Genomic DNA, 23,438 nt, shown 5'->3' with positions numbered 1-23,438 from the left:
CCATGGTGATCAGTCCACCGTCACGTAGTCGGGGCCGGAGTAGCGGCCGGTCGCCAGCTTCTGACGCTGCATCAGCAGGTCGTTGAGCAGCGAGGAGGCGCCGAAGCGGAACCAGTGGTTGTCCAGCCAGTCCTCGCCCACGGTCTCGTTGACCAGGACCAGGAACTTGATGGCTTCCTTGGTGTTGCGGATGCCGCCGGCCGGCTTCACGCCGACCTGGGTCCCGGTCGCCGCGCGGAAGTCCCGTACGGCTTCGAGGAGTACGAGGGTGTTGGCGGGGGTGGCGTTGACCGCGACCTTGCCCGTGGAGGTCTTGATGAAGTCGGCGCCGCCCATCATGCCGAGCCAGCTGGCGCGGCGGATGTTGTCGTACGTCGACAGCTCACCGGTCTCGAAGATGACCTTGAGGCGGGCCTGTTCACCGCACTCGGCGCGGACGGCCGCGATCTCCTCGTACACCTTCAGGTAGTGACCGGCCAGGAACGCGCCCCGGTCGATCACCATGTCGATCTCGTCGGCACCGGCCGCGATCGCGTCCCGCACGTCCGCGAGCTTCACCGGCAGCGCCGCGCGGCCCGCCGGGAAGGCGGTGGCGACGGACGCGACCTTGACGTCCGAGCCCTTCAGCACCTCCTTCGCGGTCGCCACCATGTCCGGATAGACACAGACGGCGGCGGTGTGCGGAGTGGTGCGGTCGGTCGGGTCGGGGTGGACGGCCTTCGCGGCGAGCGCCCGGACCTTGCCCGGAGTGTCCGCGCCTTCCAGGGTCGTCAGGTCGATCATCGAAATGGCCAGGTCGATGGCGTACGCCTTGGCCGAGGTCTTGATCGAACGGGTACCGAGGGACGCGGCGCGCGCTTCCAGGCCCACCGGGTCGATGCCGGGGAGCCCGTGGAGGAAGCGGCGCAGCGCGCCGTCGGACGCGGTCGCGTCGGCGAAGGCAGCTGCAGGTGCATTGGTGGGCATGGTCACCAGATGAGCATATCTACGCGCGTAGCTGCCTGTACAGCCCCCGGAGCGCAGGTGGCGGGCGGTGAGGTCTGTCACACCGCTGTGACATGGAACGGACCCTTCTCGTACAGGTGATCCATAGATTTCTTCCTGCAGCCCCGCCCAGCCTCAACGGCCCCACCCGGCAGAGGAGGCGGCATGCGACCTCCACTCTTTCTCTCTCCGGCCCACCGGCCGCACTGCTTCACGGAGTCGTTCATGTCGACCTACACCCGCACCCCGCTCCGCGCCGCGATCACCGTCGCCGCCCTCGCCGGAGCCCTCCTCACCCCGGCCGCGGCCTTCGCGGCCACCTCCACCGCAGCCCCGGCCACCGCCTCCGCCGCCGAGCCCTGCCACGTCACCAAGACCGTCCCGTCGGAGCTTCCGGGCATGACCGTCGTGCTCAGCGACGACGCGTCGAAGGGGCCCAAGGCCGAGCTCACGGACGCGAGCGGGAAGGTCGTCGCCACCATCGACCGCGCCCACCCCATGGACTACGCCCACGGCATCCGCCTCGAAGAGGGCTCGGGCGGAAAGGTGACCTTCTCGCAGCGCACCCAGACCGGCAACAAGGCGTGGAAGTCGCAGCCCTTCCCGGCGCTTCCCGCGTCCTGCCTCGTCGCCGGCACCTACACGCTGGTCGACGGCGAGAAGCTGAATGTGGTCCGCCTGTCGAAGGGCTTCTACCGTGCCGAGACCGTCTCGAACGGCAAGCCGGTGAAGGTCCTTGAGACCTTCGGGCAGGACGCCGACGGGTTCTTCCGCGGCATGCACGTGGTGCTGAACGCCGGTACCGGCAGGCTGACTTCGGAGTTCATCGAAGGCCGCAGCGGTTGCACGGTGACCCGGGTCATCGACAGCGTGTACCCCGACGTCTCGTCGGTGAAGCTCACCAACGGCCCTGCCGGGCCCAAGGCGGTGCTGCGGGACGGTGCCTTCAAGCCGATCGTCACGGTGGACCGCGCCCACCCGGTCAACGGTGACATGGGCATCCGCATCGACGGCGCCGACACCGCCACGCCGCGCCTCGGGCAGCGCACCCAGGGCGGTGTTCCCTTCGTCTACACCGCCTTCCCGAACCTCCCGGCGGGCTGCGGGGCCAGCAAGGCCGCGACCACCCCGGCCAAGCCCGCGGTCAACACCGCCGCCCAGACCACCGTCGTGCCCAAGGGTGCCGTCGCGGCCGGTGCCGAGTTCAAGCAGGGCGGCAGCGACAAGGGCGCGCTGTTCGTGGGCGGCGCGGCGGTCGCCGCCGCCGGTGGCCTCGGCTTCGTCGTGGTGCGGCGGCGCTCGGCCGCCCGTATCTGATCACCCCGGCGGGCCTCCCTCCGGGGAGGCCCGCCGCTCTTCCGCCCTGCACCCGGAGCACCCCATGTCCCGTACCCGCGCGGCCCGTTCGGCCGCCGCCACCCTCCTCGTCCTCGCCGTCGGGATCACCGCCGCCGGGTGCGGCTCCGAGACCCCGAAGCCCACCCCGCCCCCCAGCGTCTCCGCCGCCTCCAGCGCCCCCGCGCCCGCCAAGGCCGCGGCCGCCCTGCCCGCCTCCAGGCCGGTACGGGTCGAGATCCCGGCGGCCGGCGTCGACGCGAGCCCGATCCTCGACCTGGGGCTCGCCGCCGACGGCACCGTCGAGGTGCCCTCCGTCGCCGACGCGGAGCGCATCGGCTGGTACGACAAGGGCGTCACGCCCGGCCAGAAGGGGCCGGCCGTGCTCATCGGACACTTCGACACCGTGAAGGGCCCCGCGGTCCTGCGGAACGTCTCCGAGGTCGAGGTCGGCGACACCGTCTCGGTCACCCGGGCCGACGGGAGGACCGCAAAGTTCAGGGTCCGCGCGCTGGAGCAGGTCGACAAGAAGACCTTCCCGACGCAGAAGGTGTACGGCGACACCGACCGCCCCGAGCTGCGGATCATCACCTGCGGCGGCGAGCTCACCGGCGGCCACCGCCCCGACAACATCATCCTGTACGCGGATCTGGTGGCCTGAGCGGAACCGGCCCGGGGCGCGTGAGGCAGAATCGGGCCATGACGAGCCCCATGCCGCCCGCCGAGCCGGCCTACGCCGACCGGACCTACCGCTCAGCCCCCGGTATCGCCGGCGGTGCGCTGCTGCTTGCGCTCGCCCTGTGGCTCGGCGTCGACGCCGTGGTCCAGGGCGCCGGCAACGCGCCCTGGCTCTCGCTCGCCGTGCTGCTGTGGCTGGTGCCGCTGATCGTCGCGTTCAGCTTCCGCCCGGTGGTGCTCGCGAGCGCCGACCGGATGCTCGTGCGCAACCCGTTCCGCACGATCACGCTGCCCTGGGCGTCGGTCGCGGACGTACGGGCCGGGTACTCCAGCGAGGTCTTCGACCAGTCGGGCGGCAAGTACCAGCTGTGGGCGATCCCCGTCTCGCTGCGCCAGCGCAAGCGGGCGGCCCGCCGTCAGTCGCGCGACGCGGCCGTCGACGGGCAGTCGGGGGTGTCGGTCACGGCAGACGTCACCGACCGGGCTCGGATGGCACCCACCGACCAGTCCATCCGTGACCTGCGCGACCTGGCCGAGGAAGGCGCCTCGCGCGAGGGCGCGCAGGGCCCGGTGAGCATCCGCTGGGCGTACGAGATCATCGCGCCCGCGGTCGCCGGTGCGGTCCTGTTCGTCGTCCTGCTCGTCATCGGCTGAGGCCCCTCACCCGGGCCGTACGGGGCGGACACGGGCCGCTCACGGCGGGCCGTTCCACACCAGGAGCATGTACGCGCCCAGCCAGGCCGAGGACAGGGTGGCCGCGCCGAGCACCAGGGCGGTCACCGCGCGGCGGGCCCGCGCGAGCATGAGCGCGAGCGGAAGCAGCAGCGGGAAGCCGGGCACCAGGAAGCGGGCCCGCGGGAAGTAGACGCCGCCGCTGCCGAGCACGACCAGCAGCAGGACGCCCGTGAACACGAGCAGCACCAGTGGCTGGCGGTCGGCGAGCGAGAGCAGGTACAGCGCGCCGGCCACGATCAGGACCGCGGTGACCAGGACCAGGAACAGGGGCGGCCGGTTCGCGTAGACCAGCAGGCCGCGCATGTCGCGCAGGGTGCCGACGCCGCCGTCCCACTGGTTGTCCCACAGCTTCTGCACCGCGAAGTAGCCGTCCCAGCGGTGCACCCGCAGCCCCACCCAGGCCACGTAGGCGAACCAGCCGAGCGGCGCCACCAGGCCGCCCACGACCGGGCGCCACTCCCACCGGCGGCCCCGCACCAGGGCGGCGAGGGCGCCGAGCGAGACCGCGGCGGCAATCGCGATGCCGGTGGGGCGGGTCAGGCCCGCGAGCGCCGCCAGGGAGCCCGCCCAGAGCCAGCGCCGGGTCAGCGCGCAGTACAGCGCCCAGGCGGTGAGGGCGGTGAACAGGGACTCGGTGTAGCCCATCCACTGGACCACCCCGACCGGCAGTGCGGCCCACAGCACCGTGAGCCAGCTGCCGGTGCGCCGGCCGTGCAGCCGGTCGCCGACCGCGAACACCCCGCACGCGGCGACCAGTGAGAACCCGACCGCGAGCACCAGGGCGACGCTGGCCCGCGAGCCCGGTGTGACGGCGGCGACCGCCTTCACCAGGACCGGATACAGCGGGAAGAAGGCGAGGTCGTTCAACTCCCCTGCGTGCAGGGCGTGTTCATAGCCGTGGTCCGCGATGTCGAGGTACCAGTTGGAGTCCCAGGACTTGGCGAGCACCGGCCACAGACCGCGGTGCTGCACATGCGCCCACTTGGCGAGGACGAGCGTGCCGAAGAGGCGGACGGCAAGATAGCCGAGCAGCGCGGGGCCGGCGTACGCGAGCGCGGTGCGCACCCGCTCACGGGCCGGTGGGCGCCCGCCGGTGCCGTGCGGGGCCGGGTGGCGGCGGGCGGCGGGGACGGGTCTGGGGTGGACCGTGGTCGTCGTTGGGGGCGGCGCGGTCGGGGGCACTGCGACAGCTCCTTGGCTCGGACGCGGCGAAGGGTACGGGTCACCCTTTCTCGCAAGCCCCCGCCGGATGCGGCACCGCTGCGTCAACTGCCGTACGAAATCACCCGAAAGCAGGACCGGGGCGGTGGTCCCTTGACCACCGCCCCGGCTTCGTCCCCGCGTTGAGCGCTCGCGCCGACGGCCCGCGTCGGCCGCTCGCATGGACGGCCCGTCAGATACCGGCGGCCGCCGCGAGGTCCTTCTTGATCCCGGCGAGCAGCTCGGCGCCCTTGGTGCGGGCCGCTTCCAGCTCGTCGGCGGAGCCGACCGGCACGACGACCTCCAGGTAGCACTTGAGCTTGGGCTCGGTGCCGCTGGGGCGCACGATCACCCGGGCGCCCTCCAGGTAGTAGCGCAGGCCGTCGGTGGGCGGCAGCTGCTCGGTGCCCTCCGTGAGGTCCTCCGCCCTGGTGACGGCGAGACCCGCGAGCGCAGTCGGCGGCTGCTCGCGCAGGCGCGCCATCGCGTCCGAGATCACCGTCAGGTCCTCCACGCGGACCGACAGCTGGTCGGTGGCGTGCAGGCCGTGTGCGAGCGCCAGCTCGTCCAGCAGGTCCAGGACCGTGCGGCCCTGCTCCTTCAGGACGGAGGCGAGCTCGGCGAAGACCAGGGCGGCCGTGATGCCGTCCTTGTCGCGCACGCCCTCGGGGTCGACGCAGTAGCCGAGCGCCTCCTCGTAGCCGTAGCGCAGACCGTCGACGCGGGCGATCCACTTGAACCCGGTGAGCGTCTCCTCGTAGCCGAGCCCGGCCGCCTCGGCGATGCGGCCGAGCAGCGAGGACGACACGATCGACTCGGCGAACACGCCGGTCACGCCCTTGGTGACCAGGTGGGCGGCGAGCAGCGCGCCGACCTCGTCGCCGCGCAGCATCCGCCACTCGCCGTCGCGGCCCTTGACCGCGGCCGCGCAGCGGTCGGCGTCCGGGTCGTTGGCGAGCACGATGTCGGGGTCGGTGCGGCGGGCCGTGGCGAACGCCAGGTCCATCGCGCCCGGCTCCTCCGGGTTGGGGAAGGCGACGGTCGGGAACGCCGGGTCGGGCTCGGCCTGTTCGGCCACGAGCACCGGCTCGGGGAACCCGGCCCGCGCGAACGCGGCGAGCAGCACGTCCTTGCCGACGCCGTGCATCGCCGTGTAGACGACGTTCGCGGTGCGGGGCGAGCCCTCGGTCAGGACCGCGTCCGTACGCGCCAGATAGGCGTCCAGGACCTCTTCCCCGAGCACCTCCCAGCCGCTCTCGGGCCGCGGCACGTCGTGCAGCGAGGCGACCGCGTCGATCTCGGCGGCGATCTCCGCGTCCGACGGCGGCACGATCTGCGAGCCGTCGCCGAGGTAGACCTTGTAGCCGTTGTCCCGCGGCGGGTTGTGACTGGCCGTCACCTCGACGCCGGCGACGGCGCCCAAGTGCCTTATGGCGTAGGCGAGTACGGGCGTCGGCAGCGGCCGGGGGAGGACCGTGGCCCTCAGCCCGGCGCCGACCATGACGGCCGCCGTGTCCCGCGCGAAGTCCGCGGACTTGTAGCGGGCGTCGTAGCCGATGACGACGAGCCCGTCGCCCTGGCCCTTCGCCTTCAGGTACGCGGCGAGGCCGGCGGCGGCCCGGATGACGACCGAACGGTTCATCCGCATCGGCCCGGCGCCCAGCTCGCCGCGCAGCCCGGCGGTGCCGAACTGCAGCGTGCCGCTGAACCGCGCGGCCAGCTCCGCCGCGTGCTCGGCGTCCGCCGAACTCTCGATGAGCTTGGCGAGCTCTTCGCGGGTCTCACTGTCGGGGTCCTCGGCCAGCCAGGCCTCGGCCCGCGCGATCAGGTCCTGCGTCACGTTGTCAGCCTTTCGCGAGAAGGGACGAGAAGGGATCAGATGCGGTCGAGTACCCGGGTGAGCAGCTCGCCCATGCGCGCCGCCGAGTCGCGGCCCGCCTGGAGCACCTCTTCGTGGTTGAGCGGCTCGCCGGTCAGGCCGGCGGCGAGGTTGGTGACCAGCGAGATCCCGAGGACCTCGGCGCCGGCCTCGCGGGCGGCGATGGCTTCCAGCACGGTCGACATGCCGACCAGGTCGCCGCCGAGCACGCGGACCATGTTGATCTCGGCCGGGGTCTCGTAGTGCGGGCCGGGGAACTGGACGTACACGCCCTCCTCCAGCGACGCGTCGACCTCCTTGCACAGCGCGCGCAGGCGCGGCGAGTACAGGTCGGTCAGGTCCACGAAGTTGGCGCCGATGATCGGCGAGGTGGCCGTCAGGTTGATGTGGTCGCTGATGAGGACCGGCTGGCCGGGGCGCATGCCCTCGCGCAGGCCGCCGCAGCCGTTGGTCAGGACGACGGTCTTGCAGCCCGCGGCGACGGCGGTGCGCACGCCGTGCGAGACGGAGGCGACACCGCGGCCCTCGTAGAAGTGGGTGCGGCCGAGGAAGACCAGGACGCGCTTGTCACCGATCTTGTACGAGCGGATCTTGCCGCCGTGGCCCTGGACGGCCGGCGCGGGGAAGCCCGGCAGCTCGGTCACGGGGAACTCGGCCTCGGGGGCGCCGAGGGCGTCGACGGCCGGTGCCCAGCCGGAGCCCATCACCAGGGCGACGTCGTGGGTCTCGGCGCCGGTGAGCTCGCGCAGGCGCGTGGCGGCGGCGTCGGCGGCGGCGTAGGGGTCGTCCTGGAGCAGGTCCGGGGTGGCAGATGCGTTCACTGAGTCTCTCGCCTCGCGAAGGAACGTCGTCCCGCCCGGTGACTGTCCGGCCGGGTCCGGGGGGTTTTCCCCCGGTAAAGAAGATGTACGCGCATGAGCGTAACCGCTGAAGTCCTACGCGCGTAGATGTGCAGGATAACGGACCTGCCGAATCCGTTTGTGGCTTCGCACGAAAGCCCGGTCGCGGGCCGCCGCTGACCTGCGAGGGGGTCAGCAGGGGCGCTTACGCAGCTCCATCACGTAGTCGTGCGGGGCGCCCGCGGACTCCGCCGCGTCGGCCAGCTCGCCCAGGTAACGGGCCGAGGGCAGGCCGCCCTCGTACCCGTTCAGGACGTAGAGCCAGGCCGCCTCCTCGCCGTCGAGCGTGTGCACGCGCACCCGCATCCGGCGGTAGATGTCGAGCCCGACCCCCTCCCACCGGTCCATCGACTCCTCGTCGAGCGGCGCGATGTCGTAGAGGGCGACGAAGACCTGCGAGCGCGGTGCCTCGACGATCGTCGCGAGGGCACCCTCCCAGCCCATCTGCTCCCCGCCGAACGTCAGGCGCCAGCCGTTGAGCCAGCCGGTGCCGCGCAGCGGAGAGTGCGGGGCGCGGCGGGTCATCAGCCGCGGATCCAGGTTGCCGGCGTACGCGGCGTAGAGCGACATGGTGTCGAGGGTACGACAGTGGCCCACCGGGGCAGTTCGCGCCGCCCGTCACCACCGGGCCCCCTCCGAATCCCGCCAAGCGGCCGAATGGCGCCCCCGGGGCGAAGACACTTGAAGCGTGCGGGACAATGAAGTACGTACTGCGTTCCCCCGGGGCCCCGCCCCGGACCCCCGGCCGGGCGGGCAGGCAGGCCGGGATCGACACTACGAGGCGGACTTTTTCGTGACGCGGATCGTGATCATCGGTGGCGGACCGGGCGGATACGAGGCGGCCCTGGTGGGCGCCCAGCTCGGCGCGGAGGTGACCGTCGTGGACTGCGACGGTCTGGGCGGGGCGTCGGTGCTCACCGACTGCGTGCCGTCGAAGACCCTGATCGCGACGGCAGAGGTGATGACCACCTTCGACTCTTCGTACGAGGAGTTGGGCATCCTCGTCGCCGACGACACGCCCCCCGAGGAGCAGGCGGCGCGCGTCGTCGGCGTGGACCTCGGCAAGGTCAACCGACGCGTCAAGCGCCTCGCGCTCGCCCAGTCCCACGACATCACCGCCTCCGTGACCCGGGCGGGCGCCCGCGTCATGCGCGGCCGCGGCCGGCTCGCCGGACCCCAGGGCATCGACGGCACCCGCGACGTGATCGTGACGGCCGCCGACGGCACCGAGGAGATGCTCACCGCCGAGGCCGTGCTGATCGCCACCGGCGGCAGCCCGCGCGAGCTGCCCGACGCGCAGCCCGACGGCGAGCGCATCCTCAACTGGACGCAGGTGTACGACCTGGACGAGCTGCCCGAGGAGCTCATCGTGGTCGGCTCCGGCGTCACCGGCGCCGAGTTCGCGGGCGCCTACCAGGCGCTCGGCTCCAAGGTCACCCTCGTCTCGTCCCGCGACCGCGTGCTGCCCGGCGAGGACCCGGACGCGGCCGCCGTCCTGGAGGACGTGTTCCGCCGCCGCGGCATGAACGTCATGGCCCGCTCGCGCGCCGAGTCCGCCAAGCGCGTCGGTGACCGCGTCGAGGTCACCCTCTCGGACGGCCGGGTCATCAGCGGCAGCCACTGCCTGATGGCCGTCGGCGCGATCCCCAACACCGCGAACATGGGTCTCGAGGAGTCGGGCGTACGCCTCAAGGAGTCCGGCCACATCTGGACCGACAAGGTCTCGCGCACCTCCGCCCCCGGCGTGTACGCGGCGGGCGACGTGACCGGCATCTTCGCGCTCGCCTCGGTCGCCGCCATGCAGGGCCGCATCGCGATGTACCACTTCCTGGGCGACGCGGTGGCGCCGCTGAACCTGAAGACGGTCTCCTCCAACGTCTTCACCGACCCCGAGATCGCCACCGTCGGCTACACCCAGGCCGACGTGGACGCGGGCAAGATCGACGCCCGGGTCGTGAAGCTCCCGCTACTGCGCAACCCGCGCGCCAAGATGCAGGGCATCCGGGACGGCTTCGTCAAGATCTTCTGCCGCCCGGGCACCGGCATCATCGTGGGCGGCTGTGTCGTCGCACCGCGCGCCAGTGAACTGATCCATCCGATCTCGATCGCCGTCGACAACAATCTGACGGTGGAGCAGATCGCGAATGCGTTCACCGTGTACCCGTCGCTGTCCGGCTCGATCGCCGAAGTGGCCCGGCAGCTGCACACCCGCAAGAAGGCCGGAGAGGCGTAACTCCCCTGGTGGGGAAGGGGGTTGGCGAGTGGGCCAGGGTGTCGTGGAGGTTACGGCGAGGCATATACCACTCGACGACCCCCTTTGAGTGCACCTTCTGTTATTCGGCGCAAACTGCTGAAAACATTCGGCCGCCCAAGTTACTGTCAGTTTCGTGTTCGCTGCAGAACGTCGCCAATTGATCCTCGAAATGGTGCGCGCCAACGGGGCGGTTTCGCTCCGTGAGCTCGCCCGTGTCGTCCAGACCTCCGAAGTGACCGTACGGCGGGACGTGCGGGCCCTGGAGGCCGAAGGACTCCTCGACCGCCGCCACGGCGGTGCGGTGCTGCCGGGTGGCTTCACCCGGGAATCCGGCTTCCCGCAGAAATCCCATCTAGCCACGGCGGAGAAGACGGCCATCGCCGACCTCGCCGCCGGTCTCGTCGAAGAGGGCGAGGCCATCGTCGTCGGCGCCGGGACGACCACGCAGGAGCTGGCCCGCCGGCTCGCGCGGATTCCCGGACTGACCGTGGTCACCAACTCCCTTTTGGTGGCACAGGCGTTGGCCCACGCCAACCGGGTCGAAGTCGTCATGACCGGAGGCACCCTGCGTGGCTCCAACTACGCCCTGGTGGGCAGTGGAGCCGAGCAGTCCCTCCAGGGTCTGCGGGTCTCCCGTGCCTTCCTGTCGGGCAGCGGTCTGACGGCCGAGCGCGGCCTGTCCACGTCCAACATGCTCTCCGCGAGCGTGGACCGCGCCCTGGTGCAGGCCGCCGCCGAGGTGGTGGTCCTCGCCGACCACACCAAGCTCGGCACCGACACCATGTTCCAGACGGTGCCCACCGACGTGATCACCCGCCTGGTCACCGACGAGCCGCCGGGCCACGACGACCGCGCCGCCACCGAGTTGCAGGCCCTCGCCGACCAGGGGGTGCAGATCGCCGTCGCGGGCGCCTCGGGCGCACCGGCCGGCGAGCCCGCCCCCGGCCGCCCGCCCCGCCGCGACATGCCCCTTCCCGGCCAGCGCCGCACCCACGCCCCCGGCGCGGGACCGCAGTTGCGCAGCGCGGCGGCGATGGGCGAGCCGCAGGGGCCGGGCGAACGGGCGCGGGTCGCGGACCTGCGACGGCGCTAGTTCTTGAGGCCCCGGTAGGTGAGGGCGAGCAGCCGGTCGGCCAACTCCGGGTCGTCCGGCGACTGTTCGGCGGCCAGCGCGATGGCGTTGGTCAGCTGAAGGAGGTCGGCGATGGTGACGCCGGCCCGTACGGAACCGGCTTCCCGAGCCCGTACGAGCAGGGCGTCACCCGCCTCCCGCATCGGCTCGCTGCACCGCGCCAGGGCCGAACTCGCGTCGCCCGACGCCGACATGAGGGACCGGGCCAGGCCCCGGTACAGGCCCGCGTGCGTGATGATCGCGCGCAGCCACTCGATCAGCGCGGTGCAGGGCTGCTCGGCGTCCAGCAACTCCCTTGAGCGGGTGAGCAGTATGTCCACCTCGCTCTGGAACACCGCGCCCAGCAGGGCCTGACGGGTGGGGAAGTGCCGGTACAGGGTGCCGATGCCCACGCCCGCGGTGCGGGCCACGTCCTCCAGGGAGGTGTCCGCGCCCCGCTCCGCGAAGGCGGCTCTGGCCGTGGCCAGGAGGCGGTCGTGGTTGCGTCGCGCGTCGGCGCGCAGGGGTCGCCCCGCGGTCGCATGCCCATCCATGCGTCCAGGATGCCACCCTTGCCCACCCGCCCGCCCGTAGCCCCGGGGCTCCGCCCCGGACCCCGGCGGGTTTGCCCACCCGCCCGCCCGTGCGGCGGACCGAATGACTCGGCTCCTGGGGCTGTGCCCCGGACCCCGTATCGCGCCTTGAGGGCGCTCGTCCTCAAACGCCGGACGGGCTGGGTCTGCCTGCACCGGCCAGCACCGGTACGGCCAGGGGCGCGGGGAACTGCGCAACAACGCCGGGCCGCGCCCAACCAGCGGGCTCAGGGCGCCCGGCGGTCCGAGGGATGACCAAGCCTCTTGTGCCCGGCCGCGAGCTCAAGACCCGCCAGCGCCAGTGCCCGGCTGCGCCGAGCCACCGCCCCCTCCAGGACCGCCACGACCAGAGCGCACGCCGGGCAGGAACGCGGACTGACCGGCCCCGGCCGCGGCGCTTCGAAGTCCGTCGCGGCGAACGCGGACGCCCGGTCGCCGCGCACCACCCCCGCGGCCAGCAGGGCGCGGCCCAACTCGGCACTCCCACGCCGAATTTGGCGTGCCGCGGGGTTCACCGGGCACCCCGTCCACGCCGAGTCCGGCCCGCGGGTGCGTCCACGCGCCGGGCGTGCAGCAGCACGATGGTCCCGCCCTCGTGGACCCGTACGGGCACGCTCTCGCCCGCCATCAGCGCCGCGAAGAGCCGCCACTGCGCGGTCTCGTCGCCCAGCCAGGCCGCGAGCCGCCTGCCGGAGGCGTCCCCTTCCCCCAACTTGCCCATGCACCAAGCCGCTTGACCCCGCAGCCACGATGCCGCGAGCACCGCCGAGGGGGTGCCATAGGCGTTGATCAGCATCGCGGTGCCCTGCCCCTCGATGCGCAGCTCGGCCCGCACACTGCACCGGTACTCCGCCTCGCCCTCCCTCACAGCACATCCCCCCGGCTCCGGGCGTTGCACCGCGCGTTCTCGGCGCCGATGCGCTCCGCGGGGGTCGGGGGGCGGACTCTGGCGGGCTCCGCCTCCCATTCGGTTCCGCCGGCCATCGGCCGCAGCGACCAGTAGGGCCCGGCGACCCCGCGGAACTCTCCGACCCGGTCCGCCCGGCCGGTGTCCACCATCAGCGTGCCGGGGGTGGGGGTGGGGGTGGGTTGCTGTGCGTGAGGCGAACCGCTCTGCGTACACACGGCAGCGCTCCTCTCTGTAGTGGTTTCACTACCAAGCGCGTTCAGCGTGACTTAGAGTGGGGATGCCTTCAACTTGCGCTATCTGCACGGGGAGTTGGGTGAGCGCTGATGAACCGCAAGGAGTTGGACCCCGAAAGTTCGCCGGGTGCGGCCTTCGGGGACCGGTTGCGCACGTTGCGCGACGAGCGCGGGTGGACACAGGACGACCTGGCCGAGCGCATCGGGTACTCCGGGACGCACATTTCCGCCGTCGAAACTGGCCGCCGACCTCCAACTACCCGCTTCGCGAACAGTGCGGATCGTGCCTTTGGCACGGGGGACCGGCTTCAACGGCAGGGGCAGGCTGCCCGGCATTCCGCCGTGCTGGAGGGCTTCCCGGAGTTCGTCGTGCATGAGGGGCAAGCGGTCGAGATCAGGCTCTTCGAGCTGGGGATCATTCCTGGACTGCTCCAGACTCAGGAGTACACCGCCGCGATTGCTACGGGGGCGGTACGGCGAGGCGCGATCACGGAACAGCAGGCAGAGGAGCGACTGGCACTCTTCGCCCGTCGGCAAGCAGCTCTGGAGCGAGCGGTCCCACCTCTGGTCTACACGGTGCTGGATGAGAGTTGCCTGCGGCGGCCGGTGGGTGGCCGGAGTGTGATGGCAGCGCAGTTGGACCGGCTCGTCGCGTTTGCTGAACTGCCCACGACAGTGCTCCAGGTGGCGCCGTACGACCTCGGCGAGCGCCGAGCGTTCGACCTGCCCGTGACCCTTCTCGCGCTCTCGGATAGGTCGCATCTCGCTTACGCCGAATCTGCGCAGCAAGGTCGTCTGGAGCGTGATATCCGCTTCGTGCAGCCGTTGTTGACGGCCTACCATCAGTTGCAGGCCGAATCCGCTTCGCAGGCGGAGTCCGTGGCCATGATCGAACAGTTACGAAAGGGCACCCCGTGACGACCGAAAGCCCGCGTTGGTTCACCTCCTCCTATAGCAGCAATGGCGGCCAGTGCGTCGAGGTCGCCGCAAACCTCGTCGCCTCGCGCGGCATCGTCCCGGTCCGGGACTCCAAGGATCAGGGCGGTCCGGTCCTCGACCTCCCCGCTGGCGCGTTCTCCGCCTTCATTGAGGGCGTCAAGTCGGGTAATTTGCGCAGTATCTGACACCCTGACAGCTCTGGAAGGGCAACCCGTGAAGACCGACGAAACCCCCCGTTGGTTCACGTCCTCCTACAGCAACAACGGCGGCCAGTGCGTCGAGGTCGCCGCAAACCTCAGAGGCTCACGCGGCACCGTCCCGGTCCGGGACTCCAAGGACCGGGGCGGGCCCGTGCTCGACCTCCCCGTGGGCGCGTTCGTCGCGTTCGTCGCCGGGGTCAAGGCCGGAGCGTTCCGTACCGTCTGATGCTCAACACGCAGGAGCCCCGGCCGCGTTGGCGACCGGGGCTCCTCGCGTCAAGGGGATCAGTCCTTGATCTCGCAGATCGCCGCGCCGGAGGACACGGACGCGCCGACCTCCGCCGCGAGGCTCTTGACCGTGCCGGAGCGGTGGGCGTTGAGGGGCTGCTCCATCTTCATGGCCTCCAGGACCACGACGAGGTCGCCCTCCTTGACCTCCTGGCCCTCCTCGACCGCGACCTTGACGATCGTGCCCTGCATGGGCGAGGCGAGGGTGTCGCCGGAGGCGGCGGAGCCGGCCTTCTTGGCGGCGCGGCGCTTGGGCTTGGCGCCACCGGCGGCCGCGGTGCGGGCCAGGGTCATGCCGAGGGAGGACGGCAGGGAGACCTCAAGACGCTTGCCGCCGACCTCGACGACGACCGTCTCGCGGCCCGGCTCCTCGTCCGACTCGGCGTCGGCCGGGGCCGTGAACGCCGGGATCTCGTTGACGAACTCGGTCTCGATCCACCGGGTGTGGATGGTGAACGGGTCGGCCGTGAACGCGGGATCGACAACTACCGCGCGGTGGAAGGGAATCGCGGTCGCCATGCCCTCGACGTTGAACTCCGCCAGGGCGCGCGCGGCACGCTGGAGGGCCTGCTCGCGGGTGGCGCCGGTGACGATGAGCTTGGCCAGCAGCGAGTCCCAGGCGGGGCCGATGACCGAGCCGGACTCGACGCCCGCGTCCAGGCGGACACCCGGGCCGGACGGCGGCGCGAACACGGTGACGGTGCCGGGGGCGGGCAGGAAGCCGCGGCCCGGGTCCTCGCCGTTGATGCGGAACTCGAAGGAGTGGCCGCGCATGACCGGGTCGTCGTAGCCGAGGGCCTCGCCGTCGGCGATGCGGAACATCTCGCGGACCAGGTCGATGCCGGTGACCTCTTCGGTGACCGGGTGCTCGACCTGGAGGCGGGTGTTGACCTCCAGGAAGGAGATCGTGCCGTCGGCGCCCACGAGGAACTCGACGGTGCCCGCGCCGACATAGCCGGCCTCGCGCAGGATCGCCTTCGAGGCGGCGTACAGCTCGGCGTTCTGCGCCTCGCTCAGGAACGGGGCGGGGGCTTCCTCGACCAGCTTCTGGTGGCGGCGCTGGAGCGAGCAGTCACGGGTGGAGACGACGACCACGTTGCCGTGGGTGTCGGCGAGGCACTGGGTCTCGACGTGACGGGGCTTGTCGAGGTAGCGCTCGACGAAGCACTCGCCGCGGCCGAACGCGGCGACGGCCTCGCGGACGGCCGAGTCGTAGAGCTCGGGGACCTCTTCGAGGGTGCGGGCGACCTTGAGGCCGCGACCGCCGCCGCCGAAGGCCGCCTTGATGGCGATGGGCAGGCCGTGTTCCTTGGCGAACGCCACGACCTCGTCCGCGCCCGAGACCGGGTCCGGCGTACCGGCGACCAGCGGGGCGCCCGCGCGCTGCGCGATGTGACGGGCAGCCACCTTGTCGCCGAGGTCACGGATGGCCTGCGGGGGCGGGCCGATCCAGGTCAGACCCGCGTCGAGCACCGCCTGGGCGAACTCGGCGTTCTCGGACAGGAATCCGTAGCCCGGGTGGACCGCGTCCGCTCCGGAGTCGGCCGCGGCCGCGAGCACCTTGGCGATGTCCAGATAGCTGGCCGCCGGGGTGTCACCGCCCAGGGCGAATGCCTCGTCCGCTGCCCGGACATGCAACGCATCCCGGTCCGGATCGGCGTAGACGGCTACGCTCGCGATCCCGGCATCCCGGCAGGCCCGGGCAACACGGACAGCGATTTCGCCTCGGTTGGCGATGAGCACCTTGCGCACGATGGCTCCCTCCTTGAAACAAGCTGAGTTTAGGGAAGCCGCACACTGGCTTACGACCCATCCCCAATGGTGAGCTTGCCCACACGGAGTGTGATTCGAGGCACGCTCAAGTCGCGAAATCCCTTGTCGCACCACGGTACGCCGGGCTCCCGTACCGCACAGTAGCGGTGTGGTGTGGGCAAGGTCTCTGTCCCGTCGGTCAGCGCGCCCCCGGGTTTCTTTGTGGGGTCCCTACGAATGGCCGAATGATTCTTTGCGGCCTCTTTGCGGCCGTGCCCCCGGGTACCGAGCCGTCTCGGGTCTCGACGGGCCATCGTTCTTGTACGGACCCTTGTACGAACCATTACTGGTTAGTAGCGTGCGCGCCACAGCCGTACTACGGGTAACAGGGGGTGTCGGGCGTGTTGCGCCGACTGATCGCCATCGTGGCCGCGCTCGTTCTCCTCGTCGAGGCGTGCGGTGTCGTGCTGGTCAACTGGGTGCTCGGCCTGGTCGCCCGCAACCAGAACATGTCCATGGCCGGGATCGATCCGCACGCGATCTCCGTCGGGTCCTGGGTCGCGGGCGCCCTGTTCGGACTCTTCCTCGTCCTCTGCGGAATCCTGCTGCTGATCATCGGCATCCGGGACCGCGCCCTCGGCCGGTTCGCCCGCATCACGCTGATCGCCTGCGCGGTGGTGCACGCGGTGCTCGGCGCGTTCACCGTCGGACTGGTCGGCTGGCAGGCCTTCGTCTACCTGATGGTCGTGCTCGCGCTGCTCGTCTTCGTGCTGGTGACGTACGCCAAGGAGCGTCCCGCGCAGGAGGTCGGGGCCGCGCCCGAGGACGGGCCGCCCGGCGCGCCCAATGGCGCACCGGCCGCCGTCTGAGCGCCCCCGGGCCTACGCCCAGAGGTCGGTGATCGAGACGCCCAGCTCGCCGAGCAGCGTGCGCAGCAGCGGCAGGCTGAGCCCGATCACGTTGCCGTGGCTGCCCTCGATCGAGTCGACGAAGGGCGCCGAGCGGCCGTCGAGCGTGAACGCCCCTGCCACGTAAAGGGGTTCACCGCTCGCCACGTACGCCGCGATCTCCGCGTCGGTGGGCTCGCCGAACCGTACGACGGTCGACGCGGTCCGCGAGGCGCGCTCACCCGTCGCCGTGTCGATCACGCAGTGCCCGGTGCGGAGCACGCCCGAGCGGCCGCGCATCGACTTCCAGCGGGCGGTGGCGTCCTCGGCGTCGGCGGGCTTGCCGAGGGCCTGCCCGTCGAGGTCGAGGACCGAGTCGCAGCCGATGACCAGCGCCCCGGCGGCCTCGGGCCGGTCCGCCACCGCGGCCGCCTTCGCCTCGGCGAGGACGAGGGCGAGCTCGGCCGGGCTCGGCGCGCTCAGCGCGTCTTCGTCGACGCCGCTGACGATGACCTCGGGCGCGAGCCCCGCCTGGCGGAGCAGCCCGAGCCGGGCGGGGGATTGGGAGGCGAGGACGAGGCGGCGCTGAGCAGTCATGGGCGCCATCGTAGGTCCCGCGCACCGCGCGGGGGTCCTCGGCGGAATCTCCCCGGGTGGTCAGCGGATGCCGACCACGATCATCGCCACCACCATGGCGAGGGCGAGGAACAGGCCCGCCCGGCGCATCATCGCCTGGGCGTCGCGCAGTTCCTTCGGGGGCTCGTTCTCCGGATCTGACCACAGCATGTAACCGATAGTGCGGCCAAGGACGTTGGCGCGCCTGAGTACGGGTACTCACGCCGTCTGGTGCCACATGACCCTTCGCGGACCGGCACCGCACCTCCGGTTCATCCGGAGCCCCACCATCCCCTTGGTAAACGGCCCCGGAGTTCCATTACGTCCGGCCGAGTGCTACGGTTCCTGCTAACGGAACCAGGGAACCATTAGGGTTCGTGGGGCTGCCGTGAACTGGGGAGATACGTCATGAACAAGTCGCTGGCCGTCGGTGCCGCCACCCTCGCCCTGCTCGCCGGGGCAGCGCAGCCGTCGGCCGCGAGGGCCGGCTCGTCGCGTGCCTGGAGTGCCGCCTGGGGCGCCTCGCCGCAGCTGCCCGCGACCGGCTTCACCCCCAACTGGTCGCAGGAGGGCTTCTCGCGGCAGAGCGTCCGCCAGGTCGTACGCGTCACTCAGGGTGGCGACCGGATACGCATCCGGCTCTCCAACGCGTACGGCACCTCACCGCTCGTCGTCACCGGCGCGACCGTCGCCCGGGCGGCGGGGGGCGCGGCCGTGCAGCCGCACTCCGTAAGGGAGTTGACCTTCGGCGGCCGGCGGTCCGTGAGCATCCCGGCCCACGGGGAGCTGCGCAGCGACGCCGCCGAGCTCGCTCTCGACCGGCTCGACCCGGTGACCGTCACGCTCTACTTCGCCGGGACGACCGGCCCCGCCACCTTCCACGCGCAGGGCTTCACGGACACCTACCGGGCCGAGGGTGACCACCGCGCGGACGTGTCGGGCGGTGCCTTTGGCGCGTCCAGCCAGTCCTGGTACTACCTTTCCGGCGTCGAGGTGGGCGGCCGCTCCACGGGCGCCGGTATCGCGCTGCTCGGGGATTCGATCACGGACGGCTTCGGCTCGACGCCGGGCACGAACCGGCGCTACTCCGACGCGCTGGCCGAACGTACCGGCCGGCCCGTCGTCAACGCGGGCATCGGCGGCAACCTCGTCCTCAACGACTCGGCCTGGTACGGCGAGCGGGCCACCGCGCGCTTCGGGCGGGACGTGCTCGACCAGCCCGGCGTCGGAACCGTCGTCGTGCTCGAAGGCCTCAACGACATCGGGTTCAGCGAGGCGAGGAGGGGCCCGGTCCCGCAGCCCACCTATGTGCCCGCACCCGTCGTCTCCAGCGCCGAACTCATCGCCGGATACCGCGAGTTGATACGGCAGGCGCACAGCAGGGACCTGACGGCAGTCGGGGCGACGCTGCTCCCGTTCAAGGGCTCCGACCACTGGGGCGCGCACGCGGCGCGGGTCAGTGACGAGGTCAACGACTGGCTCCGCACCTCCGGCGCGTTCGACGCGGTCGTCGACTTCGACAAGGCGCTCGCCTCGAAGTCCGACCCCGACCGGCTCGCCCCTGCCTACGACTCGGGCGACGCCCTGCACCCCAACGACGCGGGCTACCGGGTCATGGCGCAGGTCCTGGCCGAGGTGCTGTGAGGCGTCCGCACGAAGACGGCCGGGCCCCTCGCTGGAGGGTCCGGCCGTCGCTCCGGGTGGTGCCTACGCGGGCCAGTAGGTCCTGGCCCAGGTGCGCGCCCCGGGCCTCGGCAGGGCGCGCCGCGCTATGCGCGCCGGGTCGGACCAGCCCTCGGGCGGCTGCGGCGCACCGGGCGCGGCCGAAGCCGTCGCCGCGGCGCGCGCCTGGACCACCGCGAGTGCGGCGGCCAGCTCCTCCGGGGTCGGATTGCCCCGTACGACCTTGATCACAGCGGCTCCTTGCGGAATGCGGGGTGCGGAATGCGGGCCAGGGATGTGGTGCGGGCTAGAGCGGGATGTTGCCGTGCTTCTTCGGAGGAAGGGATTCCCGCTTCGTGCGCAGCTGACGCAGGCCCTTCACGATGTGGGCCCGGGTCTCCGACGGCATGATCACCGCGTCCACGTAGCCGCGCTCGGCCGCGATGTACGGGTTGAGCAGGGTGTCCTCGTAGTCCGCGATCAGCTCGGTGCGGGTCGCCTCCGCCTCCTCGGGGTCCGCGACCGCCGCGATCGTGCGGCGGTGCAGGATGTTGACCGCGCCCTGCGCGCCCATGACCGCGATCTGCGCGGTCGGCCAGGCCAGGTTGAGGTCGGCGCCCAGGTGCTTGGAGCCCATGACGTCGTACGCGCCGCCGAACGCCTTGCGCGTGATGACGGTGATCAGCGGAACCGTCGCCTCGGCGTAGGCGTAGATCAGCTTGGCGCCGCGGCGGATGATGCCGCCGTACTCCTGGTCCACGCCCGGCAGGAAGCCCGGCACGTCCACGAAGGTCAGCACCGGCACGTTGAAGGCGTCGCAGGTGCGCACGAAGCGCGCGGCCTTCTCGGAGGCGTTGATGTCGAGACAGCCGGCGAACTGCATCGGCTGGTTGGCGACGATGCCGACCGGGAAGCCCTCCACGCGGCCGAAGCCCGTGATGATGTTCGGCGCGAACAGGGCCTGCGTCTCCAGGAACTCCCCGTCGTCCAGGACGTGTTCGATGGCCGTGTGCATGTCGTACGGCTGGTTCGCGGAGTCCGGGATGAGCGTGTCGAGCTCGCGGTCCTCGTCCGAAGTCTCCAGATCGGCCTCCTCGGGGAAGGCCGGCGGTTCGCTCAGGTTGTTCGACGGCAGGTACGACAGCAGGGACTTGACGTACTCGATGGCGTCCTTCTCGTCGCCCGCCATGTGGTGGGCCACGCCCGACGTGGTGTTGTGGGTGCGGGCGCCGCCCAGCTCCTCGAAGCCGACGTCCTCGCCGGTGACGGTCTTGATGACGTCGGGGCCGGTGATGAACATGTGCGAGGTCTGGTCGACCATCACCGTGAAGTCGGTGATCGCGGGGGAGTACACCGCACCGCCCGCGCACGGGCCGACGATCAGCGAGATCTGCGGGACGACGCCCGAGGCGTGCACGTTGCGGCGGAAGATCTCGGCGAACAGGCCGAGCGCGACCACGCCCTCCTGGATGCGGGCGCCGCCGCCGTCGTTGATGCCGATGACCGGGCAGCCGGTCTTCATCGCGAAGTCCATGACCTTCACGATCTTCTCGCCGTACACCTCGCCGAGCGAGCCGCCGAAAATGGTGAAGTCCTGCGAGTAGACGCACACCGGGCGGCCGTCGACGGTCCCGTAACCGGTGACCACGCCGTCGCCGTAGGGGCGGTTCTTCTCGATCCCGAAGTTGGTCGAGCGGTGCCGGGCGAACTCGTCCAGCTCGACGAACGAGCCCTCGTCAAGGAGCAGTTCGACCCGCTCACGGGCCGTCAACTTGCCCTTGGCGTGCTGCTTTTCGATCGCACGCGCGGAGCCGGCGTGGGTCGCCTCGTCGATGCGGCGCTGAAGATCCGCGAGCTTTCCGGCGGTGGTGTGGATGTCGACGGTGGCGTCGCTCTGGGCGTTTTCCGGCTCGGACATCGGGATGCGGCTCCCTGCCTGGTCACGGGGTGGCTGGCTGCTGACTCGTAGGCTGGCTACTGACTCGTAGGGTAGTGGCGCCGATACGGTTCGGCAGTGCGGCGTTTGCCACACCCGGGGCGCCTTGCAATTGCGGCCTAACCTGGCTGCATGACACCCCCGGACGCTTCCGACAGCCGCTGGTCCGACCTCGACCGGCCGCCCCTGAACGCCACCGCGCTGCGCCGCGCCCTGCTCCGCCCCGACGCGCTGTGGACCTCGCTCGACGTGGTCACCGCGACCGGCTCCACCAACTCCGACCTCGCCGCCAAGGCGGACGGGCTCGACGAGGGCGCGGTCCTGGTCGCCGAGGAGCAGACCGCGGGGCGCGGACGCCTGGACCGCCGCTGGTCGGCGCCGGCCCGCTCCGGGCTCTTCTTCTCGGTGCTGCTCAAGCCGGGGGCGTCGGTGCCGGTCGAGCGATGGGGGTGGCTGCCGCTGCTCACCGGGGTCGCGGTGGCGAAGGGCCTGGAGCGGGCGGCGGGTGTCGACACCGCGCTGAAGTGGCCCAACGACCTCCTGCTGACCGTGGCGGGCGAGGAGCGCAAGGCGGGCGGCATCCTCGCGGAGCGTGCCGGGGCGGACGGCCTCGTCGTCGGCATCGGCCTCAACGTGACCCTGCGCGCCGGGGAGCTCCCCGTGCCCGGCGCCGGCTCGCTCGCCCTCGCGGACGCCGTCTCCACCGACCGCGACACCCTGCTGCGCGCCGTGCTGCGCTCCCTGGAGCAGTGGTACGGCACCTGGCGGGAGGCCGCCGGCGACCCGGCGGCCTCCGGCCTCCAGGAGGCCTACGCGGCGGCCTGCGCGACGCTGGGCCGCACGGTGCGTGCGGAGCTGCCGGGTGGGCAGTCGGTACGGGGCGAGGCGGTGGCCGTGGACGGCGACGGGCGTCTGGTCCTGGCCACCGAGGAGGGCGTGCAGCGCCCGGTGGCGGCGGGCGACATCGTCCACCTGCGCCCGGACGCTCCGTAAGCCTGGCCGAGGACACGCTCCCGGGACGTGAGCTACGGCACACCTGCCGTATCGTTGAGCCCGATCCAGCGACAGATCGGCAGGGCAGTGCGCAGGCAACGGGCAGGAGGCGGCCGGTGACCGTCGACGAGACACGGTCCGGTGCGGGTGACGGCACCGGCAGCGGCCCCGGCGGCTCCGGCACTCCCGCACAACCCGCGTCCTCCGCGTACCCGACGCCGCACCACGCCGTCGACCACACCGCCGAGCCGACCGACGACCCGCTCGCCATCCGCCTGGAGCAGCTCATCCTCGGCGCCGACCGGCGCTACACGCCGTTCCAGGCGGCCCGTACCGCGGGCGTCTCGATGGAGCTGGCGTCCCGGTTCTGGCGGGCCATGGGGTTCGCCGACATCGGGCAGGCCAAGGCGCTGACCGAGGCCGACGTCCTCGCTCTGCGCCGGCTGGCCGGTCTCGTCGAGGCGGGGCTGCTCAGCGAGCCGATGGCGGTGCAGGTCGCGCGGTCCACCGGGCAGACCACCGCCCGGCTGGCCGAATGGCAGATCGATTCTTTCCTGGAGGGCCTCACCGAGCCCCCCGAGCCCGGCATGACCCGTACCGAGGTCACGTACCCCCTGGTCGAGCTGCTGCTGCCGGAGCTGGAGGAGTTCCTCGTCTACGTGTGGCGGCGCCAGCTGGCGGCCGCGACCGGGCGCGTGGTGCAGGCGGCCGACGACGAGGAGATGGTCGACCGCCGTCTCGCGGTGGGCTTCGCCGACCTCGTCGGGTTCACGCGGCTCACCCGGCGCCTGGAGGAGGAGGAGCTCGGCGAGCTCGTCGAGGCCTTCGAGACGACCGCCGCCGACCTGGTCGCGGCCCACGGCGGCCGGCTCATCAAGACGCTGGGCGACGAGGTCCTGTTCGCCGCCGACGACGCGGGCACGGCCGCCGAGATCTCGCTGCGGCTCATCGAGACGATGGCCGGTGACGAGACGATGCCTGCCCTGCGCGTGGGCATCGCCTTCGGCACCGTCACGACCCGCATGGGCGATGTGTTCGGCACCACCGTGAACCTCGCGAGCCGGCTCACCTCGATAGCCCCCAAGGACGCGGTCCTGGTCGACGGGGCGTTCGCCGAGGAGCTGGCCCGCACGGGCGACGCCCCCGTCTCCGAGGCCCAGGCCGCCCAGGACGCCCTCGCCGCCGAGAAGGAGGGCGAGGAGCCCGTCCCGGCCGCGAAGTACCGCTTCGCGCTCCAGCCCATGTGGCAGCGCCCGGTCCGCGGCCTCGGCGTGGTGGAGCCCTGGCTCCTGCACCGCCGGGAGACGCAGGGCCTGTCCTAGGGCCCCGTCGCGCGGTTCGGCGGGAGGGACATC

At 71.8% G+C, this 23,438-nt stretch carries 26 protein-coding genes; 12 read left to right on the top strand and 14 right to left on the bottom strand.

Annotated elements, in window-relative coordinates; translation table 11 throughout:
• Positions 1–9: 9 nt before the first annotated feature.
• Positions 10–966 carry a deoxyribose-phosphate aldolase gene (gene deoC, locus IE267_RS01940; protein WP_189762145.1) on the bottom strand — a complete coding sequence of 319 codons (957 nt, stop codon included), beginning with the start codon at positions 964–966 and terminating at the stop codon, positions 10–12.
• A 243-nt stretch (positions 967–1,209) separates the two neighbouring features.
• On the opposite strand from deoC, the gene IE267_RS01935 reads away from it, so the two are divergent.
• From IE267_RS01935 to IE267_RS01925, 3 genes are all read left to right on the top strand, one after another.
• Positions 1,210–2,301, top strand: a complete 1,092-nt coding sequence (locus tag IE267_RS01935) for a hypothetical protein (RefSeq protein ID WP_189761968.1) — start codon at positions 1,210–1,212, stop codon at positions 2,299–2,301.
• A 64-nt stretch (positions 2,302–2,365) separates the two neighbouring features.
• A complete protein-coding gene (locus IE267_RS01930) occupies positions 2,366–2,980 on the top strand; it encodes a class F sortase (RefSeq protein WP_189761967.1) in 615 nt (204 codons plus the stop codon).
• A 38-nt stretch (positions 2,981–3,018) separates the two neighbouring features.
• Positions 3,019–3,651, top strand: a complete 633-nt coding sequence (locus IE267_RS01925; protein ID WP_167157425.1) for a PH domain-containing protein — start codon at positions 3,019–3,021, stop codon at positions 3,649–3,651.
• Positions 3,652–3,690: 39 nt separating this feature from the next.
• Here IE267_RS01925 and IE267_RS01920 read toward each other — a convergent pair whose 3' ends face one another.
• The 4 genes from IE267_RS01920 to IE267_RS01905 all read right to left on the bottom strand — a co-directional run bounded on the left by IE267_RS01920 (position 3,691) and on the right by IE267_RS01905 (position 8,280).
• Positions 3,691–4,914 (bottom strand): putative hexosyltransferase, encoded by a 1,224-nt coding sequence (locus tag IE267_RS01920; protein WP_189761966.1) that lies wholly within the window; start codon positions 4,912–4,914, stop codon positions 3,691–3,693.
• A 211-nt stretch (positions 4,915–5,125) separates the two neighbouring features.
• On the bottom strand, positions 5,126–6,772 hold the full coding sequence (locus tag IE267_RS01915; protein WP_167157421.1) for a phospho-sugar mutase: 1,647 nt from the start codon (positions 6,770–6,772) through the stop codon (positions 5,126–5,128).
• A gap of 35 nt (positions 6,773–6,807) precedes the next feature.
• Positions 6,808–7,632, bottom strand: coding sequence for a purine-nucleoside phosphorylase (locus tag IE267_RS01910; protein ID WP_161257734.1), 825 nt, complete (start codon positions 7,630–7,632; stop codon positions 6,808–6,810).
• Positions 7,633–7,842: 210 nt separating this feature from the next.
• Positions 7,843–8,280 carry a gamma-glutamylcyclotransferase family protein gene (locus IE267_RS01905; protein WP_100575073.1) on the bottom strand — a complete coding sequence of 146 codons (438 nt, stop codon included), beginning with the start codon at positions 8,278–8,280 and terminating at the stop codon, positions 7,843–7,845.
• Between the two features lie 223 nt (positions 8,281–8,503).
• Between IE267_RS01905 and IE267_RS01900 the strand changes: the two genes are divergently transcribed.
• Together IE267_RS01900 and IE267_RS01895 are read left to right on the top strand one after the other, a co-directional pair.
• Positions 8,504–9,943: an NAD(P)H-quinone dehydrogenase gene (locus IE267_RS01900; RefSeq protein WP_161257736.1), complete on the top strand. Its 1,440-nt coding sequence runs from the start codon at positions 8,504–8,506 to the stop codon at positions 9,941–9,943.
• A gap of 154 nt (positions 9,944–10,097) precedes the next feature.
• Entirely contained in the window at positions 10,098–11,057 is a 960-nt protein-coding gene (locus IE267_RS01895) for a DeoR/GlpR family DNA-binding transcription regulator (protein WP_161257739.1), read from the top strand.
• On the opposite strand, the gene IE267_RS01890 is transcribed toward IE267_RS01895, so the two are convergent.
• From IE267_RS01890 to IE267_RS01875, 4 genes are all read right to left on the bottom strand, one after another.
• Entirely contained in the window at positions 11,054–11,629 is a 576-nt protein-coding gene (locus IE267_RS01890) for a TetR/AcrR family transcriptional regulator (RefSeq protein ID WP_167157417.1), read from the bottom strand. The two genes, IE267_RS01895 and IE267_RS01890, sit on opposite strands and share 4 nt — an antisense overlap.
• A gap of 266 nt (positions 11,630–11,895) precedes the next feature.
• Positions 11,896–12,141: a hypothetical protein gene (locus IE267_RS01885; RefSeq protein ID WP_189761965.1), complete on the bottom strand. Its 246-nt coding sequence runs from the start codon at positions 12,139–12,141 to the stop codon at positions 11,896–11,898.
• A 38-nt stretch (positions 12,142–12,179) separates the two neighbouring features.
• A complete protein-coding gene (locus IE267_RS01880) occupies positions 12,180–12,536 on the bottom strand; it encodes a hypothetical protein (RefSeq protein WP_189761964.1) in 357 nt (118 codons plus the stop codon).
• A complete protein-coding gene (locus IE267_RS01875; RefSeq protein ID WP_237550379.1) occupies positions 12,533–12,727 on the bottom strand; it encodes a hypothetical protein in 195 nt (64 codons plus the stop codon). The genes IE267_RS01880 and IE267_RS01875 overlap by 4 nt, the downstream gene beginning before the upstream one ends.
• 174 nt (positions 12,728–12,901) lie before the next feature.
• On the opposite strand from IE267_RS01875, the gene IE267_RS01870 reads away from it, so the two are divergent.
• From IE267_RS01870 to IE267_RS01860, 3 genes are read left to right on the top strand one after another with little or no spacing between them, the layout of a single operon-like run.
• Positions 12,902–13,729: a helix-turn-helix domain-containing protein gene (locus IE267_RS01870; RefSeq protein WP_189761962.1), complete on the top strand. Its 828-nt coding sequence runs from the start codon at positions 12,902–12,904 to the stop codon at positions 13,727–13,729.
• Entirely contained in the window at positions 13,726–13,935 is a 210-nt protein-coding gene (locus IE267_RS01865) for a DUF397 domain-containing protein (protein WP_189761961.1), read from the top strand. Before IE267_RS01870 ends, IE267_RS01865 begins: the two co-directional genes overlap by 4 nt.
• A 28-nt stretch (positions 13,936–13,963) precedes the next feature.
• Positions 13,964–14,176, top strand: a complete 213-nt coding sequence (locus IE267_RS01860) for a DUF397 domain-containing protein (protein WP_189761960.1) — start codon at positions 13,964–13,966, stop codon at positions 14,174–14,176.
• Positions 14,177–14,235: 59 nt separating this feature from the next.
• Here IE267_RS01860 and IE267_RS01855 read toward each other — a convergent pair whose 3' ends face one another.
• Positions 14,236–15,990 (bottom strand): acetyl/propionyl/methylcrotonyl-CoA carboxylase subunit alpha, encoded by a 1,755-nt coding sequence (locus tag IE267_RS01855; RefSeq protein WP_167157406.1) that lies wholly within the window; start codon positions 15,988–15,990, stop codon positions 14,236–14,238.
• 401 nt (positions 15,991–16,391) lie between these two features.
• Between IE267_RS01855 and IE267_RS01850 the strand changes: the two genes are divergently transcribed.
• On the top strand, positions 16,392–16,859 hold the full coding sequence (locus tag IE267_RS01850; protein WP_167157404.1) for a hypothetical protein: 468 nt from the start codon (positions 16,392–16,394) through the stop codon (positions 16,857–16,859).
• 12 nt (positions 16,860–16,871) lie between these two features.
• Here the strand turns inward: IE267_RS01850 and IE267_RS01845 are convergent, their stop codons facing one another.
• Both IE267_RS01845 and mmpB read right to left on the bottom strand, forming a co-directional pair.
• Complete coding sequence (locus IE267_RS01845; protein ID WP_167157402.1) at positions 16,872–17,483, bottom strand: Maf family protein; 612 nt, start codon at positions 17,481–17,483, stop codon at positions 16,872–16,874.
• Positions 17,484–17,534: 51 nt separating this feature from the next.
• Complete coding sequence (gene mmpB, locus IE267_RS40065) at positions 17,535–17,663, bottom strand: morphogenic membrane protein MmpB (protein ID WP_268251518.1); 129 nt, start codon at positions 17,661–17,663, stop codon at positions 17,535–17,537.
• Positions 17,664–17,900: 237 nt separating this feature from the next.
• On the opposite strand from mmpB, the gene IE267_RS01840 reads away from it, so the two are divergent.
• A complete protein-coding gene (locus IE267_RS01840; RefSeq protein ID WP_189761958.1) occupies positions 17,901–19,136 on the top strand; it encodes an SGNH/GDSL hydrolase family protein in 1,236 nt (411 codons plus the stop codon).
• A 63-nt stretch (positions 19,137–19,199) separates the two neighbouring features.
• On the opposite strand, the gene IE267_RS01835 is transcribed toward IE267_RS01840, so the two are convergent.
• Positions 19,200–19,406 carry an acyl-CoA carboxylase epsilon subunit gene (locus IE267_RS01835; protein ID WP_100574798.1) on the bottom strand — a complete coding sequence of 69 codons (207 nt, stop codon included), beginning with the start codon at positions 19,404–19,406 and terminating at the stop codon, positions 19,200–19,202.
• Positions 19,407–19,461: 55 nt separating this feature from the next.
• Positions 19,462–21,072, bottom strand: a complete 1,611-nt coding sequence (locus IE267_RS01830) for an acyl-CoA carboxylase subunit beta (RefSeq protein ID WP_189761957.1) — start codon at positions 21,070–21,072, stop codon at positions 19,462–19,464.
• A gap of 150 nt (positions 21,073–21,222) precedes the next feature.
• Here IE267_RS01830 and IE267_RS01825 point away from each other — a divergent pair, with 150 nt between their 5' ends.
• Entirely contained in the window at positions 21,223–22,083 is an 861-nt protein-coding gene (locus IE267_RS01825; protein ID WP_189761956.1) for a biotin--[acetyl-CoA-carboxylase] ligase, read from the top strand.
• Positions 22,084–22,199: 116 nt separating this feature from the next.
• Complete coding sequence (locus IE267_RS01820; RefSeq protein WP_161245047.1) at positions 22,200–23,405, top strand: adenylate/guanylate cyclase domain-containing protein; 1,206 nt, start codon at positions 22,200–22,202, stop codon at positions 23,403–23,405.
• The last annotated feature ends 33 nt before the right edge of the window (positions 23,406–23,438 follow it).

This window comes from Streptomyces xanthochromogenes (assembly GCF_014650455.1).
Lineage (GTDB): Bacteria > Actinomycetota > Actinomycetes > Streptomycetales > Streptomycetaceae > Streptomyces > Streptomyces xanthochromogenes.
Note: the sequence above shows the minus strand (reverse complement) of the source record. Positions and strands in the feature narration are given on the sequence as shown.

What these genes read in the sequence shown, in the direction of transcription:
- deoC (WP_189762145.1), bottom strand. Translation starts at nt 966, where the DNA reads ATGCCCACCAATGCACCTGCAGCTGCCTTCGCCGACGCGACCGCGTCC.
- IE267_RS01935 (WP_189761968.1), top strand. Translation starts at nt 1,210, where the DNA reads ATGTCGACCTACACCCGCACCCCGCTCCGCGCCGCGATCACCGTCGCC.
- IE267_RS01930 (WP_189761967.1), top strand. Translation starts at nt 2,366, where the DNA reads ATGTCCCGTACCCGCGCGGCCCGTTCGGCCGCCGCCACCCTCCTCGTC.
- IE267_RS01925 (WP_167157425.1), top strand. Translation starts at nt 3,019, where the DNA reads ATGACGAGCCCCATGCCGCCCGCCGAGCCGGCCTACGCCGACCGGACC.
- IE267_RS01905 (WP_100575073.1), bottom strand. Translation starts at nt 8,280, where the DNA reads ATGTCGCTCTACGCCGCGTACGCCGGCAACCTGGATCCGCGGCTGATG.
- IE267_RS01890 (WP_167157417.1), bottom strand. Translation starts at nt 11,629, where the DNA reads ATGGATGGGCATGCGACCGCGGGGCGACCCCTGCGCGCCGACGCGCGA.
- IE267_RS01875 (WP_237550379.1), bottom strand. Translation starts at nt 12,727, where the DNA reads ATGGTGGACACCGGCCGGGCGGACCGGGTCGGAGAGTTCCGCGGGGTC.
- IE267_RS01870 (WP_189761962.1), top strand. Translation starts at nt 12,902, where the DNA reads ATGAACCGCAAGGAGTTGGACCCCGAAAGTTCGCCGGGTGCGGCCTTC.
- IE267_RS01845 (WP_167157402.1), bottom strand. Translation starts at nt 17,483, where the DNA reads ATGGCGCCCATGACTGCTCAGCGCCGCCTCGTCCTCGCCTCCCAATCC.
- mmpB (WP_268251518.1), bottom strand. Translation starts at nt 17,663, where the DNA reads ATGCTGTGGTCAGATCCGGAGAACGAGCCCCCGAAGGAACTGCGCGAC.
- IE267_RS01840 (WP_189761958.1), top strand. Translation starts at nt 17,901, where the DNA reads ATGAACAAGTCGCTGGCCGTCGGTGCCGCCACCCTCGCCCTGCTCGCC.
- IE267_RS01830 (WP_189761957.1), bottom strand. Translation starts at nt 21,072, where the DNA reads ATGTCCGAGCCGGAAAACGCCCAGAGCGACGCCACCGTCGACATCCAC.
- IE267_RS01825 (WP_189761956.1), top strand. Translation starts at nt 21,223, where the DNA reads ATGACACCCCCGGACGCTTCCGACAGCCGCTGGTCCGACCTCGACCGG.